Here is a 15505-nt window from a genome sequence, read left to right on the forward strand (position 1 = left end):
GCGCGTTAGGCCGCTGTCATCCGGATCTTACGGTATCGCTAAGCGACCTTAAGCTTTCGTTAAGCCCGGACCGGGCTCAGAACCGCACGCCCAGGCCCAAGGAGAGGTAGGCCCCGCGGCGGAAGCTCATGATCTCCTCGTCGCGTGCGTCGATGCCCCCGCTTTCGTTGCTGTCCTGGATGAGCAGCACGCGCTGGTTCAGGATGTCCTGTGCGCTCAGCTTGAGCTCGAAGCGCTTGCCCAGGCCCTTGGTCAGGGTCATGTCCACCACGTTGCGCGGCATCTCATAGATATCCGGCGTGCCGAAGGTGCCCACGGCGAAGAGCCGGGGTCCGATGACGTTGTAGAGGATGTTGTACTGGAGCCGGCGCTCGGTGTCCTGGTAGTAGAGGCCGGCATTCACGATATAGGGGCTCTGGCCCATGAGCGGGCGGCGCTGCGCCTGGCCCCGTGCGCCCTCGCCCAGCTCGACCTCGGTGACGATGTAGGCAGCGTTCAGCATGACGCCCACCTTGCTCAGGTAGCCCTCGGGGAAGAGGCCGCTGAGCTGGCGCCGCACTTCCAATTCGGCGCCCACGCTGGTGGCGCGCTGTGCGTTGCCGAATGTGAAGTTGCGCGTGCCGCCGCTGCCGGCGCCCGGGAGGAAGAACATCTCGATGGGGTCGGTGAAGCGCTTGTAGAACACGCCGATGCTCACCACCTCGGCGGGGCTGGGGTAAAGCTCGTAGCGCAGGTCGGCGTTCTGCACCTTGGCGATCCGCAGGCTGTCGTTGCCCACGAGCACGTTGTTGAAGCTGAAGTCGTAGAAGGCGAAGGGCGCCAGCTCGCGGAATTCGGGGCGGTTCACCGTGGCGGACCACGCGGCACGAAGCTGTGAGCGCTCGCCCAGCGCGTGCGAGGCGTTCACGGAGGGTAGGATGCTGAGGATGGGGTTGTCCACGCGGACGCGCCGCCCGCCGAAGGTGGCGCTGTTCAGCCGTTGCGTGTTATGCTCAGCGCGCACGCCGGCAGTGACGGTGGTGGTGGTGGCCAGGTTCAGCGTGGCGCCTGCATAGCCTGCCAGCAGGGCATTGGAAGCCGTATAGCGGTCGCTGGGGTTGGTGCCCTCCTCGAGCTTGAAACCTGTGGTGCCGTTGATGTTCGCTGCGGCGAATACCTGGTCCAGCGGCAGGTAGAGGAGGGACTGGTCCAGCTGGCTGCTGCTCGCGGCGCGAAAGCTCATCCAGCGGGCGCTGAAGGTGCGGTCCTTCTGCTCGATGAAGATGCCGGTGCGGAGCTTCAGGGTGCGCGACTCCCCGGCGATGCGGTGCTCGTAGTCGGCCTTGCCGGTCATCACGGTCTCGTCAAGGTCGGCGAAGAACCGGCCGGCGTCGAGCGTGGTGGCGCCCGGCGGGATGATGGTCTGGAAGGGGGCGTTGGCATCGGTGCCGTTGATGTCGCGCACGGTGCGGATGCGGCGGAAGTCGGGTTCCCTGCTCAGGGCAAGGCCGTAGCCGGCGGTCCAGGTGAGGGTGCCGGCGTCAGCGCCGAAGGAGTGCTCGCCATGCAACTGGCCGCTGTAGATGGTGCGCTGCTGGTAGCGGAAGGCGTAGTTGCGCACCTCGAACTGCTCCTCGAAGTTGAGGCCTGTGCGCAAGGTGGTCTGGTCGGTGCCCTGCTGGGTGAAGAGGTTGCGGAACTCGAGCTTGTGCCGGGAGCCCAGCAGCAGGCTGAAGTTGCTGAGGGCGCTCAGGCGCACCTGGTGGATGTTCTCGTTATCGCTGTAGTTGTAGATGCTGTCGCTCCGTTGGCTCACGGGGTCGAATACGTTGTAGTTGTAGTTCTTCGCCGTGTAGGCCAGCCGGGTGTTGCTGTAGCTGATGCTGGTGATGTTGCCCCCGGTCACGCGGCCCTCTCCACCGAACCGGCGCGCAAGGGTGATGCCGAGGCGCTGGTCGGGCAGGGCGGTGGAGCGATCGGCCGTCCAATTATTGGCGAGGCTCCGGCCGGCGGCCTGCAGCCGCTCAGGCGTCGTGCTGTAGAGGTTGCCCGGGAAGCTCACGGGCAGCTGCCGGAGCCCATCGTCGAACCCGAGGGCATCCGTGCTGCTCTGCTGGCTCTGGCTGAAGCCCTCGAATGTGGTGCCGAGGCGGTATGAGGCGCCGTAGTCCACGCGTACCTGGTTCTCGGCGGGCACGTTCACCGTGTAGAGCTTGATGACGCCGCCGGCGAATTCGCCTGGAAGCTCCGGCGCCCCGGTCTTGTACACCATCACGCGGTCGAGCGCCCCGCTGGGCAGCACATCGAAGCTGAAGGCGCGCCGGTCGCTCTCCAGGCTGGGGGCGATCACATCGTTCAGGACCACGGTGTTGTACCGGTCCGCAAGGCCACGGATCATCACGAAGCGGTCGCCCACCATGGTGACGCCCGGAATCCGCCGCACCACATCGCCCGCGGTGCGGTCCTGGCCTTTGCTGATCTGCTCGCGGCCCACGCCGTTCACCACCTGCTCGCTCCGGCGGGTCTCCATCACCACGGCCGCCTCGGTCTCCGTGCGCTTGGTGGTCACCACTTCAACGGTCTCGATGGCGATGGACTGCGCCTTCATCTCCAAATCGGCACGCGTGGTGCTCCCCGCGGTCACGTTGATGATGCGCTCCACGGGCTCGTAGCCGACGAAGCTGACCTGCAGGGTGTAAGTCCCGGGCTCCGCCTGAAGGCTGAATCGGCCATCGAGGTCCGTGGTGGCGCCGGTGGTGGTGCCTTTCAGCAGCACATTCACGAAGGGCATGGGCTGGGCCTTGCCGCCCTCAAGTGCGGTGATGGTGCCGCTGACCGTGCCCTTCTGGGCAGCGGCTGTCAGGGCAAGGATGAGCGCAAGGAATGAAAGCAGGTTACGGTACATCGCATAAGCGAACGATGTGGTCATCATTCGCGCCGCAAAGGTCCCGTCCCACTGTTAGGCCGCCCTTCCGTCGGGGTTAACGATCCGTTAGGCGTTCGCCCCCTCGCTTAACGCGCCGTTAACACGGCCTTCGAGGAACCACCACTTCGGCGTGTCCTTGCGCTTGCGGGCCTTGCGCCACATGTCCACGAGGCTGTCCTGCAGCAGCACCGTGGCCTCCTCCACGCTGTCGGCCACGAACACGAATTCGAGCTCCTTGCGGCCCAAGGTGCCTTCGGCCACCATCCGGTCGATCTGGTCCAGCATGGGCTTCCAATAATCGCGGCCATAGAGCAGGATGGGAAAGTCCCTCACCTTGCCGGTCTGGATCAGGGTGACGGTCTCGAAGAGCTCGTCCACCGTTCCGGCGCCTCCGGGCATCACCACGAAGGCCACGCTGTACTTCACCAGCAGCACCTTGCGTACGAAGAAGCGCTCGAAGGTGAGGCTGACGTCGAGGTAGGGATTGGGCTTCTGCTCGTGCGGCAGCACGATGTTGCAGCCGATGCTGCGGGCGCCCACGTCACGCGCCCCCCGGTTGGCGGCTTCCATGATGCCGGGTCCGCCGCCGGTCATGATGGTGAAGCCCACGCGGCCCACGCGCCGCGCCAGGTCGCGCGCAGCCCCGTAGTAGGGATGGTCCTCGCCGAAGCGGGCGCTGCCGAAGAAGGTGACGCATGGGCCCACGAAGTGGAGCTTGCGGAAGCCGTAGATGAACTCCCGCGCGATGGCGACGACCGACTTGAATTCGGACCAGCGCGAGCGCGGACCCTCCAGGAAGCGGAGATCGATGCCGCCGCGCTTGGAGGCCTCCGGGGTGTCGTTGAGGGTGTCTGGCATGGTGCGCGAAGCTAGAGGAGGGAACAGGGAGCCCTTTCGGATTGTTCCTTCGGGGCATGGTTCACCGCTCCTTGAAGCTCGTTGCGGCGCTGGCCCTCCCGGTCGCCGCGGCGGCGCAGCCGCAGCCCGATAACCCTTCGTTCGAGGCATGGGATAATGCGGGCCAGGCCACCCAGGAGCCGCAGCAATGGAGCTCCATCAAGACCAGCGACGGCGGCGCGTTCATCAACGGCCTGGTGCCGCAGCTCTGCTGGCGGAGTACCGATGCCCGCACCGGTCAGTACAGCGTGAACCTGCGCATCGTGAATTCGATCATCGGCGCGGCCAACGGGCTGCTCACCAACGGTCGCGTGCATGCCGAGCTGGAAGTCGCCAACAGCTACATGTACACGGTGCAGGATCAGGAGCAGTGGCGCACGGCGCTCATCAGCCGTCCGGACAGCCTCGTGGGCTGGTTCAAGGCCACGCCACAGTCAGGCGACCGGGCCAATGTGGGCGCCTTGCTGCATGTGGATGATGGCCGCCTGCCCGCCTTCGGCACCGAAGGCAACTATGTGGCCGGCGCCTCGTGGAAGGCGCCCTATGGCAATGTGGGCCAATGGACGCGCTTCTCCGCGCCCTTCCAGTACCACAATGATTGGCATCCGGAGTGGCTCCTCTTCATCCTTACTGCCGGCGACAGCGCCGGCAGCCAGGTGGGCACGCAGGTATGGTACGATGACCTCGCGCTCATCTACAATGTGCAGTGCGCGACCAGCGGGCAGAGCGTCTTGCCAGGCCAGTCATTCATCGTGGACTACAGCACGTCCGGTGCCCCTACAGGCACGGTCACCTTCAGCGTGGAGCTATCCGATGAGAATGGCGCTTTCACCGCGCCTGTCGTCATCGGCGCGGTTGCGTCCACCAGCGCGTCGGGCATGATCACATGCATCTTGCCGGAGCAGACCGAAGCGGGCACTGGTTATCGCATCCGCGTGGTGGGCAGCTCGCCCTTCTATGCGCCAGTCGGCTGTGACCTGTTCGTTGAGATGGGCACCGGCATTGACGTGGAGCGCAGGGCTGCGCCACTGATCACAACACGGAGTGGCGTGCTGGTGATCACGGCAGAGGGAGGTGGCGCGTACGAGTGCTTCAGCGCGGATGGTCGCTTGCTGAAGAGCGGTGGTCTGCGCGAGGGCATGAACCTCATCGCCATGGACGGCATCCATGGCGTGGTCGTGGTTCGCCTCCGAGATGGGCAGGGCACGTTCAATCAGCGGGTCTGGCTGGAGTGACGGAAGGCCGGGTTCAGGCCACCGTCACCACCACGTTCCCCACTTTCCGGCCGCTCTCCGCCCGTGCATGGGCCTCCTGGATGCGTGCCAGCGGGAAAGTGCTGTCGATGACCGGGCGGATCTGTTGCTGTTCCCAGAGCGCTGCGAAGTGGCGCATGTCCTCCGCGGATTCACCTGCTGTGCCCGAGATCACGGTGACTTTCCGGCCGTCCTTGCCGCTGAATGCGCGTTTCAGCATGTCGGCAGGTAGGTCGGAGCCCAGCACCAGCTTGCCGCCGGACCGTACCAGCTCCAGACATTGCTTGAACGGCAGCTTGCCCACCGTTTCGAAGACCACATCGTAGTGGTCGCGGTGGGCGAGGAGGTCATCCTTGGTGTAGTCCAGTACTTCCGTGGCACCGAGCGAGCGCACCAGTTCCACATTGCGCGTGCTGCACACGCCGGTCACTTCCGCGCCGAGCTGCTTCACCAACTGGACGGCAGCGCTGCCCACCGCGCCGGAAGCACCGTATATGAGCACCCGTTGGCCCTTGCTCACGTTCGCCTTGGTCAAGAAGTGCCGTGCGGTGCCGAAGCCGAAGGGGATGGCGGCGGCATCGGAAAAGGACATGGCATCCGGCATGCGGGCGAAGGCGCCGTTCTCCTTCAGCGCGATGTATTCCGCGTGGCCGCCCAGCCCCATGATGCTCGTCCAGCCGAAGAGCCGGTCGCCCTTCTTGTAGGTGGTCACGTCCGCGCCGGTCTCCACCACTTCCCCGGCGAACACCACGCCCAGGATCGGCTTGCGCGGCTTGGTCAGCCCGAAGACCAACCGCACGAACCAGGGGTTCGCCCTGCGCAGCCGCCAGTCCGCGGCGTTCACCGCCGAGGCGTGGATTCGGATGAGCACTTCGTTCTGCTTCGGCGAAGGCGTGGGCACTTCGGCGATGCGGATCACATCGGGGCTTCCATAGGCGGTGGCGAAGGCGGCTTTCATAGTATTAGGCGCCGAAGCATAGGCGAGGGCGGATGGCAAAGGTCCAGCAGCCCAGCCTTGGTCCATCCCCGCTCATGGATCGGTGAGCTCGTCCATCCCAGGCGGAAAGCTCAAGCAGGCACCTGGGTGCCCACTACGATCTCCATCGCCTCCTTCGCGGCGTGCACGTTCTTTACATCCTGCACGCTGATCCGCAAGGTCCCCGCCTTCTCGTAAACCTTGAAGCGACGGGGCTGGGCCTGCACCGCCCGCAGCACCGCGTTGAAGCCATCGCCCTCGAAGAAGGGGTGTTTCTGGTCGGCGATGAAGGTGCCAATGAGCGTGCCCTTCTTCAGCACCATCTTCTCCAGGCCCATGCGTTGGCCCAGCCAGCGCAAACGGATGCCTTCGAGCAACTCGTTCACCAGCGGCGGGATGGGGCCGAAGCGGTCGGTGATCTCGGCGGTGAACATCTGCAGCTCGGCTTCGTCCTTGATGTCGTCGAGGCGGCGGTAGAGCGCGAGGCGTTCTGCGGTCTCGCTCACGTAGCTGTTGGGGATCAGCATGGTGAGGTCGGTCTCGATGATGCAGTCGTCGCTCTGGTCGCGGCGTGATCCGCGGGCGAGGGCATGGCTGCCCTCCTGCGCATCGGCGAAGAGTTCCTTGAAGTGCTCGTCCTTCAGTTCGCGCACGGCTTCTTCGAGGATCTTGTGGTAGGTCTCGAAGCCGATGTCGTTTATGAAACCGCTCTGCTCCGCGCCGAGCAGGTCGCCTGCGCCGCGGATGTCGAGGTCCTTCATGGCGATGTGGATGCCGCTGCCCAGGTCGCTGAACTGCTCGATGGCCTGCAGGCGCTTGCGGCTCAGGTCGGGCAGCAGGTGCGGGCTCGGCGCGAGCAGGTAGCAGTAGGCCTTCTTGTTGCTGCGGCCCACGCGACCGCGCAGCTGGTGCAGGTCGCTGAGGCCGAAGTTCTGCGCTTCGTTGACGATGATCGTGTTCGCGTTCGGGATGTCGAGGCCGTTCTCCACGATGGTGGTGCACACGAGCACGTCGGTGTTGCCCTCGATGAAGTCGAGCATCACCTCCTCCAGTTTGTGGCCTTCGAGCTGACCGTGGCCCACGCCCACGCGGCAGCCCGGCACCAGCTTGCGGATCATGTCGGCGATGTGCTCGATGTTCTTCACCTTGTCGTGCAGGAAGTACACCTGGCCGCCGCGACTGAGCTCGTACTCGATCGCACCACGGATGGTCACCTCGTCGTACGGTTGCAGCATGGTGCTCACCGGGTAGCGGTTGGGCGGCGGCGTGCTGATGATGCTGAGGTCGCGCGCGCCCATGAGGCTGAACTGCAGCGTGCGCGGGATGGGCGTGGCGGTGAGGGTGAGCGTATCCACGTTGGCGCGGATGGTCTTCAGCTTGTCCTTCACGTTCACACCGAACTTCTGCTCCTCGTCGATGATCATCAGGCCGAGGTCCTTCCACACCACGTCCTTGCTCACCAGCCGGTGCGTGCCGATGAGGATGTCGATCTTCCCTTCCTTGAGGTCCTTGAGGATCTGTGTCTGTTGCGCGCTGGTGCGGAAGCGGTTGATGTAGTCCACACGCACGGGCAGGCCCTTCATGCGATTGGAGAAGCTTTTCCAGTGCTGCAGCGCGAGGATCGTCGTGGGCACGAGCACGGCCACCTGCTTGCCGTCGCACGCCGCCTTGAACGCCGCGCGGATGGCCACCTCCGTCTTGCCGAAGCCCACGTCGCCGCAGACCAGCCGGTCCATCGGCGTGGCCTTCTCCATGTCGCGTTTCACGTCCTGCGTGGCCTTCAGCTGGTCGGGCGTGTCCTCGTAGATGAAGCTCGCCTCCAGTTCGTGCTGCAGGTAGTTGTCCGGCTGGTACGCGAAGCCCGGTTTGCTCTTGCGCTGCGCGTAGAGCTTGATCAGATCGAAGGCGAGGGCCTTCACCTTGGCCTTGGTCTTCTCCTTCAGGTTCTTCCACGCGGGCGTGCCGAGCTTGCTGATGTTCGGCGCCTTGCCGCCCTCCTCGCCGCTGTACTTGCTCACGCGGTGCAGGCTGTGGATGCCCACGTAGAGGATGTCGTTGTCGCGGTACTTCAGGCGGATGGCCTCCTGCTTGCTGCCGCCCGCGTCGATGGTCTCCAGGCCGCTGAACACGCCGATGCCGTGGTCGATGTGCACCACCAGGTCGCCGGGTTTCAGTTGCGTGAGCTCCTTGAGCGTGAGGGCTTGCGCGTTCTTGCGGAAGCCTTCCTTCAGCCGGAAGCGGTGGTAGCGCTCGAAGATCTGGTGGTCGGTGTAGAGCGCCAGCTTCAGCTCGGGGTCGATGAAGCCCTCGTGCAGGTCGAGCACCAGTGGCGTGAAGGCCACCTCGTGCTCCATGTCGTTGAAGATGGCGTAGAGGCGTTCGCTCTGCTTGGCGCTGTTGCAGGCGATGAGGTTGGTGTAGCCCGCGTTCTGCTTGTTGTGCAGGTCACCGGAGAGGACTTTGAACTCCTTGGCGAAGGTGGGTTGGGGGCGTTGTTGGAAGTCGATGAGCTCGGCCCCGGGCTGCGAGTTCATGGCCACGGGCTGTGGGCCACGGGCCTCGGGCTCGACCGTGCTTGAGCCCGAGGCCCGCAGCCCATGGCCCGCAGCCCAGAAAACCTTCCTGAACCCCAGCGTCCCCTTGATCAGCTCCGTGTCGGTGGCGAGCAGTTCGTTGGGGGTGGGGTGCTTGTCCTTGTCAGGCAGGCGCTCGTAGGCCTCGGAGAGGAGCTTCAGCTGCTTCTTGGCCGCATCGCCGATGGCCTGGAGGTCGCGTAGCCAGAGCACGGTGTCCTCGGGCAATTGGGCGAAGAAGGTCTGCTGGCGCGCGGCATCCTCGTCCTGCAGGTCGGGTACGATCACGGCCTCGGCCAGGCGCTCCACGGTAAGCTGGTCCTGCGGGTCGAAGCGGCGCACGCTCTCCACGGTGTCGCCATAGAGCTCGATGCGGTAGGGCTTGTCGCTGCCGTAGCTGAACACGTCCACGATGCCGCCGCGGATGCTGTACTGCCCCGGCTCGTACACGAACTCCACGCGGGCGAAGCCGGTCTCCTCTAGCCATTCCTGGAGCGTGTCGATGGGCAACTCCTCATTGCGCTTGACGGTGAGCGTGTTCTTCGCCATCTCCTCCTTGCCGATCACGAGGGGGATGAGGGCATCGGGGTAGGTGACGATGATGAGTTTGTTGGTGAATGGTGAATGGGAGTTGGTGAATGGGGAATGCGCATCCGCGCCATTCGCCATTCGCCATTCACTATTCACCTTCATCAATGCCTCGAGCACCTCCGTGCGAGTCACCCGCTCGCCGTCATGGTGTCCTTCGGGATCGTAGGCCGAGCGTGAGGGTGCGGGGTAGAAGAACAGGTCCTCCTCCTTCTTCGCATGGCGCCCGTCCTTGTCCTTCCCGCGCAGCGCTTCGAGGTCATTGAGGAAGTACGCAGCCTCCTCGCGGTCGGTGAGCACGAACACATGCACGCCGCCGCGCTGTTCGATCACGGCGTTGGCGATGAAGGCTTGCGACGAACCGATGGTGCCGGCGATCTGCACGCGGGCGGCCTTCTCGCGCAGGGCATCGGCCACGCGAGCGACGCGGGCGTCTGAGCGGTAGAGGGAGAGGAGGTCGGGGAGGGAGGTGATGGACATGAACGGTGAAAAGCCCGAAACCCGGTGCCGCATGGTGCGGGCATCGGGTCCGGGAAGGTCGCAAAGTTAGGGCTGGTCCTGGGGGATGGCCGCCTTGGCGCCTTCTCCGGTCCATGCACCATTCCTTCCAGTTCATGTCATTTCACCATGGATAATGAAGGCGACCGGTGTCCCTTTGGCCCAGGAACCAACGGCCATGAACACTTCCCTCCATCACGCACGCTGCACCTCGCTGCAAATGCGGCAAGGCCAAGTCGCCCCCGCCCCGCATCTCCGGGTCACCCACAGCGATGTGAGGACCGGGATCGCCGAGCCGGCCAGGCCCGCCTGCATGGGCGTGGTCGCGGCCACCCGCATGGAGGGGCATGGAACAAGCGCCCCCGTCGTCATGGACATCCAAGCCTACAACCGCGCCGTGGACGATCATTCGGATGCCCTGTACCGCTACGTGGTGAAGCACCTGCGCGACCGGGACGAGGCCAAGGACATCGTCCAGGAGTGCTTCCTGCGGCTGTGGATGCGGTTGGACCGTGTTGCTGTCGCGGGAGCGCGGAGCTATCTCTACGCCACGGCGCACAACCTGCTCGTCGACCGATCGCGCAGGCGGAAGTACCTGACCCGTTACGAGAATTGGCATGATGACGTGCGGACCGCTCATCAGCCCGCTGCTGGGCTCAAGGACCGCATCGATGGCGCATTGGCCAAGCTGAGCCCTTTGCAGCGCTCTCTGGTGCTCCTTCGTGACCTGGAAGGCCGCTCCTACGGCGATATCGTGGAGATGACGGGACTGGACATGACGAAAGTGAAGGTCTATCTGTACCGGGCCCGGAAGGCGATGCAGGGCCATTTGGGTGAGCTGGTCGAGTTGATCTGATCCACTGCCGTTGCCGGCCTCACCTGCCCGGCTCAAGGGTGTGCCTCGCACGGGTCGGCCACCTGAGCAGGCTTTTCATCGCGGCCTCCTCAGGACTGACGTTTCCATGCCCGTGATGGACAGTAGTATCCCTGCATGCGTGCTCAATCAGAGTGTATGCTCCTGGAGCATCCGCTTGAAACGCAGCGCAAGAAGAAACCCCTCCTTCCGGTAGCTCGCCAGCTTTCCAGCATCCGGCCTGAAGGACAGTTTCCGCATCCAGATGCCGAAGAGCAGGAGCGGGCAATAGCCTGTGTAACTCACTCTGCCTTCCCTTGCGGATACCTCGAAAACGATGAGCGAACCACCTGAGGCTTCCTTGTAGTAGGTGGCATGGCCTTGCCGCTGATGAAGCTTGAACACCAACGTGTGACCCCTGTTGAACGTGGTGATGCGTTCGGTCGGGCCCTTGAAGTCCACCTGCGTGAAGCCTTGATCATGGAACCAGTCATCCACCAAGGTCAGCAGGGTCTTGGGGTCGGTCATGGCGTTCTTGCTTGCCGGGTACCGGAGCACGAATTGACCGTCACTGATCCGAGCACAAGCGCCAGGTGAAGGGCAGCGGCTGATCGATCGGTCTAACTCTTCATCGCCGCCTCCACCATGTTCCTGCTGCCGATGTACAGCGGGCAGCGCTGGTGCAGCTCGGTCGGCTGCAGGTCCAGGATGCGGGTGGTGCCATCGGTGGCCATGCCGCCGGCTTGTTCCACCAAGAAGGCGAGCGGGTTCGCCTCGTACAGCAGGCGGAGCTTGCCTTTCGGGGCTTTCTGCGTGCCTGGGTAGAGGTAGATGCCGCCCTTGAGCAGGTTGCGGTGGAAGTCGGCCACCAGGCTGCCGATGTAGCGGGCGCTCATCTTCTTCTGCTTGCAGGCATCGATGTAGTTGCGCACGCCATCGCTGAACTCGTACCAGTTGCCCTCGTTGATGGAGTAGATCTTCCCATCGGCGGGCGTCTTCATGTCCGGGTAGCTTAGGCAGAAGGTGCCGATGCTGGGGTCGAGGGTGAAGCCGTTGACGCCGTGGCCGGTGCTGTACACGAGCATGGTGCTGCTGCCGTACACGATATAGCCTGCCGCCACCTGCGCGTTGCCGGGCTGCAGGAAATCCTCCAGCGTGGCCTTGGGGCCGGTGCTGATGCGCTTGTAGATGCTGAAGATGGTGCCGATGCTCACGTTCACGTCGATGTTGCTGCTGCCATCGAGCGGGTCCATGGTCACCACGTACTTGCCGCCGTTGTCGAAGTGCACGATGTCGTCGTTCTCCTCGCTGGCCACCGCGCACACCGCACCCTGGGTCTTCATCATGCGGATGAAGAGGTTGTTGGCGTAGACGTCGAGCTTCTGCTGGGCCTCGCCCTGCACGTTCTCGGTGCCTTCCGCGCCGAGGATATCGGCCATCAGTCCGGCCTTGTTCACCTCGCGGTTCACGATCTTGGCGGCGAGGCGGAAGGCGGTGAGCAGGCTGCTCAGGTCGCCCGATGCGCCGGGGAAATCGGCCTGGCGTTCAACGATGAACTCGGAGAGGGTCTTGATTTCGGACATGTTGCAAAGATGCGGCGCTGCTTTCTTTGTGTGCATGAACGTTGTCATCCGAAGGGCTGAGCCGCGTGACGTGCCGCGGATGCTGGAGCTGGTGCGGGAGCTGGCCACCTTCGAGAAGGAGCCGGAGGCGGTGACGGTTAAGGAGGATGCGATGCGCGATGCCGGTTTCGGCGAGCAACCGGTGTGGTGGGGGTGGGTGGCGGAGAAGCGATCCGACGATCGGATGATCGGTACGCCGGATGACCAGAATGCGCGCTTGCTCGGTATGGCGGTGTGCTATGAGCGTTATTCCACCTGGCGCGGACGGGTGGGTTACCTGGAGGACATCGTGGTGACGGAAGCCGCGCGCGGGCAGCGGGTCGGGGAGAAGCTGTTCCGTGCCTGTGTGGAGGACGCGCTCGAGCGTGGCTATCATCATCTCACTTGGCAGGTGCTGGATTGGAACGAGGATGCCATGCGGTTCTACGCCCGACTGGGTGCGGAATTCGACCCCCATTGGGTGAATGGCCGGATGACGCGTGATACCATGAAGAAGTTGATCGAGGCATGAAAGTCTTCAAGTTCGGCGGGGCCAGCGTGAAGGACGCGGCCGGTGTGCGCAACGTGGCGCGGGTGCTGACGCATTTCCCCGGGGAGGACATCCTGGTGGTGTTGAGCGCCATGGGCAAGACCACCAATGCGCTGGAACGCGTGGTATGGGACTGGCGGGACGGCAAGTCGGTGCGTGACCAGGTGGAAGTGCTCCGCCAACAGCACGTGTCCGTGCTGCATGAGGTGGTGCCCGGGTTCGACGAGGCCGAGGCCTGGCTGCTGGAGTCTTTCGATGAATTGGAGGAGCTGCTCAGTGGCACACCCACCGACCGCCCCGACCAGGATTACGACCAGATCGTGAGCTACGGTGAATTGTGGAGCACGCAGATCGTGAGCGCCTACCTGAGCGAGGAGCTGGAGGTCTGCTCCTGGATGGATGCCCGTGACCTGGTGCGGACGGATGCCCTGCACCGATCGGCACGCGTGGACTGGGAGACCAGCGCTCAACTCGTGAAGGAGCAGTTCTCCAGCGGCGATGGCCAGGAGCCGGTGCAGTTCCCTGTGATCACGCAAGGATTCATCGGTGCCACCGATGGGGGCCTCACCACAACGCTGGGCCGGGAGGGCTCTGACTTCTCCGCCGCCATCTTCGCCTACCTGCTGGATGCGGAGAGCGTTACCATCTGGAAGGACGTGCCCGGCATGTTCAACGCCGACCCCAAGCGCTTCCCGGACACCAAGCTGCTCAGCCACATCAGCTACCGCGAGGCCATCGAGCTGAGCTACTTCGGTGCCAGCGTGATTCACCCGCGCACCCTTCAGCCGTTGCAGCAGAAGCACATCCCCCTCTATGTGCGCTCCTTCATGGACCTGGCCGCGCCGGGCAGCATCATCAACGATGTGAGCGAGAGCGATTCGCTGATCCCCTCGTTCATCGTGAAGCCGAAGCAGCTGCTGGTCAGCATCACCCCGCGCGACCTCAGCTTCGTGGTGGAGGAGAACCTGCACCACATCTTCGGACTGTTCGCGCGGGCCAACGTGCGCATCGACCTCATGCAGAACAGCGCGCTGGCCTTCAGCGTGGTGGTCGACGACACGCCGCGCAGCCGCTCCTTGATCGAGGAGCTGCGCCGCGACTATGAGGTGCGCTACAACGAGGAGTGCGAGCTGGTCACGGTGCGGCACTACGATGATGCCACGCTGGAACGACTTTGCGAGGGCCGTGAGGTGCTCATCGAACAGCGCAGCCGGACCACGGCGCGCTTCGTGCTCAAGTAGGCCTCAGAAGGCGCAGAAGTACCTCATGGCATCCGAGGCACGCATGTTGCCGAGCGCGGCGCTTCGGCGGAGGTCGTCGCACCCTTGCTCGGGCCGGTAGGTCATGTGCTTCGCCAAGCCGCGGTTGTAAAGGCTCGCCGCATGGTCGCCTTGGATGAGCAGCGCCCGGTCGAAGCAATCGATGGCCTCTGGATACTCGGCGAAGAGCATGTGCAGGCTGCCCTTCAGCACCCAGGCATCGGGATCACCCGGCGATCGCTGCAGGGTGGCCTCGGCGTCGGCCATGGCACCGGCCCGATCGCCGAGCTGATTGCGCACGAAGGCGCGGTTGTACTGGGCCTCCAGGTAATCCGGCGCGAGCTCCAGGGCCCGGTCGTAATCATCGCGGGCGCCGGCCAGATCGCCGTCCCGTTTGCGGATCAGGGCGCGCTGGAAGAAGAAATGCGGCCGGTCCTGGGCCAGCTCCAGTGCGCGGTTCATGTCGGCCCGGGCCAGGTCGTCGCGCCCCATGCGCAGCTGGACCAGTCCGCGGTTGTACCAGGCAAGGTCGAAGTTGCGATCGAGCAGGATCGCACTATCCAATGCGGCTAGGGCATCGAGCCAGCGCTGCATGCGCATGTAGGCCACGCCGCGCAGGTCGTGCACGATGGCCAGCCGGGGCGAGACGCGGCGCGCCTCCTCGGCCGAACGAAGGGCATCCTCCGGGCGGTCGGCCTGCAGCAGGGCAGAGGTCCGCTTCAGGAGCAGGAGCACATCGTGCGGCTTCTCGAGCAGGAGCGTGTCGAGCTCCTCCAGGGCGCGACCCGTCTCGCCCGCTGAGAGCCAGGCATCCACGCGGCCCTCGCGCAGCAGGTCGTCGTAGGGCTGCAGAGCAACGGCACGGCTCCAGTCCTCCTCGGCGCCCTTCACGTCGTTCATCAGCAGCTTCACCTTGGCCCGTCGGTCATAGATGTACTCGCTGTAGGGGTTCAGCTCCAGCGCCCGGTCCAGGTCGGCCATGGCCAGCTGGTAATGGCCGAGCCGGTTGTAGAGCGCGGCCCGCTTCATATAGGCATCGGCAAAGCCCATGTCGCGCTGGATGGCGCTGGTGTAGCTCAGGAGCGCCTGCTCGCTGCTGCCCAGGCGCAGTTGCATGTCGCCTTGCTGGATGAGCTGGATGGCATCGAGCCGGTTGTTGAACTGCGCCGAAGCGCCGCAGGCGATGGCCAGCAGCAGGATGAGGGGTTGCAGGCGTCTCATGGATTCAGGCTTTGGCCACCTGGTCCAGGAGCGTCCGCTGGGCAAGGGGATCCATGTGCGTGATGGGGGTGGCGTGGATGCGCACCAGGTCATCGCCCAGCGCGTGCACGCAAGCGTCCTCCACCCGCCGGTAGAGCAGGGCCTTGGTCATGCCCTGCAGCAGCAGTTGCCGGGTGCGCACCAGCTGGCCGTCCACGACGAGGAGCTCCTCATGGTCGGTGTCCAGTGTGGGGAAGAGCAGCAGCTGGCGGTCCATGAGGATGAGCGCTAGCCGTTCAGCGGCCTCCACGGTGCGGGTCTGGATGGTGACGTGTATCATGGCGTTCCTCTT

Annotated in this window: 12 protein-coding genes; 4 read left to right on the top strand and 8 right to left on the bottom strand. The window is 64.5% G+C overall.

Annotated elements, in window-relative coordinates:
* Positions 1-76: 76 nt before the first annotated feature.
* Positions 77-2911, bottom strand: coding sequence for a carboxypeptidase-like regulatory domain-containing protein (locus tag QY325_14705; GenBank protein ID WKZ66006.1), 2835 nt, complete (start codon positions 2909-2911; stop codon positions 77-79).
* A gap of 60 nt (positions 2912-2971) precedes the next feature.
* Complete coding sequence (locus QY325_14710; GenBank protein WKZ66007.1) at positions 2972-3763, bottom strand: TIGR00730 family Rossman fold protein; 792 nt, start codon at positions 3761-3763, stop codon at positions 2972-2974.
* A gap of 56 nt (positions 3764-3819) precedes the next feature.
* On the opposite strand from QY325_14710, the gene QY325_14715 reads away from it, so the two are divergent.
* The gene (locus tag QY325_14715) at positions 3820-5037 is read left to right on the top strand and encodes a hypothetical protein (protein WKZ66008.1); all 1218 of its coding nucleotides are present in this window, start codon (positions 3820-3822) and stop codon (positions 5035-5037) included.
* Positions 5038-5050: 13 nt separating this feature from the next.
* Here the strand turns inward: QY325_14715 and QY325_14720 are convergent, their stop codons facing one another.
* Positions 5051-6013, bottom strand: coding sequence for an NAD(P)-dependent alcohol dehydrogenase (locus QY325_14720; protein ID WKZ66009.1), 963 nt, complete (start codon positions 6011-6013; stop codon positions 5051-5053).
* A 110-nt stretch (positions 6014-6123) separates the two neighbouring features.
* Positions 6124-9672, bottom strand: coding sequence for a transcription-repair coupling factor (gene mfd, locus QY325_14725; protein ID WKZ66010.1), 3549 nt, complete (start codon positions 9670-9672; stop codon positions 6124-6126).
* A 196-nt stretch (positions 9673-9868) separates the two neighbouring features.
* Between mfd and QY325_14730 the strand changes: the two genes are divergently transcribed.
* Positions 9869-10546, top strand: a complete 678-nt coding sequence (locus QY325_14730; protein ID WKZ66011.1) for an RNA polymerase sigma factor — start codon at positions 9869-9871, stop codon at positions 10544-10546.
* Between the two features lie 147 nt (positions 10547-10693).
* On the opposite strand, the gene QY325_14735 is transcribed toward QY325_14730, so the two are convergent.
* Together QY325_14735 and fbp are read right to left on the bottom strand one after the other, a co-directional pair.
* On the bottom strand, positions 10694-11071 hold the full coding sequence (locus QY325_14735; protein WKZ66012.1) for a hypothetical protein: 378 nt from the start codon (positions 11069-11071) through the stop codon (positions 10694-10696).
* A 92-nt stretch (positions 11072-11163) separates the two neighbouring features.
* Entirely contained in the window at positions 11164-12126 is a 963-nt protein-coding gene (fbp, locus tag QY325_14740; GenBank protein ID WKZ66013.1) for a class 1 fructose-bisphosphatase, read from the bottom strand.
* A 34-nt stretch (positions 12127-12160) separates the two neighbouring features.
* Between fbp and QY325_14745 the strand changes: the two genes are divergently transcribed.
* Together QY325_14745 and QY325_14750 are read left to right on the top strand one after the other, a co-directional pair.
* Positions 12161-12676, top strand: coding sequence for a GNAT family N-acetyltransferase (locus tag QY325_14745; protein WKZ66014.1), 516 nt, complete (start codon positions 12161-12163; stop codon positions 12674-12676).
* The gene (locus QY325_14750) at positions 12673-13935 is read left to right on the top strand and encodes an aspartate kinase (GenBank protein WKZ66015.1); all 1263 of its coding nucleotides are present in this window, start codon (positions 12673-12675) and stop codon (positions 13933-13935) included. The genes QY325_14745 and QY325_14750 overlap by 4 nt, the downstream gene beginning before the upstream one ends.
* A gap of 3 nt (positions 13936-13938) precedes the next feature.
* On the opposite strand, the gene QY325_14755 is transcribed toward QY325_14750, so the two are convergent.
* Both QY325_14755 and QY325_14760 read right to left on the bottom strand, forming a co-directional pair.
* Positions 13939-15174, bottom strand: coding sequence for a tetratricopeptide repeat protein (locus QY325_14755; protein ID WKZ66016.1), 1236 nt, complete (start codon positions 15172-15174; stop codon positions 13939-13941).
* Positions 15175-15178: 4 nt separating this feature from the next.
* The gene (locus QY325_14760) at positions 15179-15493 is read right to left on the bottom strand and encodes a hypothetical protein (GenBank protein WKZ66017.1); all 315 of its coding nucleotides are present in this window, start codon (positions 15491-15493) and stop codon (positions 15179-15181) included.
* Positions 15494-15505: the final 12 nt, after the last annotated feature.

The organism is Flavobacteriales bacterium (assembly GCA_030584065.1).
Lineage (GTDB): Bacteria > Bacteroidota > Bacteroidia > Flavobacteriales_F > PHOS-HE28 > PHOS-HE28.

Excerpts from the sequence above, each read along its gene's own strand:
- QY325_14705 (WKZ66006.1), bottom strand. The coding sequence starts at position 2,911 with ATGATGACCACATCGTTCGCTTATGCGATGTACCGTAACCTGCTTTCA.
- QY325_14710 (WKZ66007.1), bottom strand. The coding sequence starts at position 3,763 with ATGCCAGACACCCTCAACGACACCCCGGAGGCCTCCAAGCGCGGCGGC.
- QY325_14715 (WKZ66008.1), top strand. The coding sequence starts at position 3,820 with ATGGTTCACCGCTCCTTGAAGCTCGTTGCGGCGCTGGCCCTCCCGGTC.
- QY325_14720 (WKZ66009.1), bottom strand. The coding sequence starts at position 6,013 with ATGAAAGCCGCCTTCGCCACCGCCTATGGAAGCCCCGATGTGATCCGC.
- mfd (WKZ66010.1), bottom strand. The coding sequence starts at position 9,672 with ATGTCCATCACCTCCCTCCCCGACCTCCTCTCCCTCTACCGCTCAGAC.
- QY325_14730 (WKZ66011.1), top strand. The coding sequence starts at position 9,869 with ATGAACACTTCCCTCCATCACGCACGCTGCACCTCGCTGCAAATGCGG.
- QY325_14735 (WKZ66012.1), bottom strand. The coding sequence starts at position 11,071 with ATGACCGACCCCAAGACCCTGCTGACCTTGGTGGATGACTGGTTCCAT.
- fbp (WKZ66013.1), bottom strand. The coding sequence starts at position 12,126 with ATGTCCGAAATCAAGACCCTCTCCGAGTTCATCGTTGAACGCCAGGCC.
- QY325_14745 (WKZ66014.1), top strand. The coding sequence starts at position 12,161 with ATGAACGTTGTCATCCGAAGGGCTGAGCCGCGTGACGTGCCGCGGATG.
- QY325_14750 (WKZ66015.1), top strand. The coding sequence starts at position 12,673 with ATGAAAGTCTTCAAGTTCGGCGGGGCCAGCGTGAAGGACGCGGCCGGT.
- QY325_14755 (WKZ66016.1), bottom strand. The coding sequence starts at position 15,174 with ATGAGACGCCTGCAACCCCTCATCCTGCTGCTGGCCATCGCCTGCGGC.
- QY325_14760 (WKZ66017.1), bottom strand. The coding sequence starts at position 15,493 with ATGATACACGTCACCATCCAGACCCGCACCGTGGAGGCCGCTGAACGG.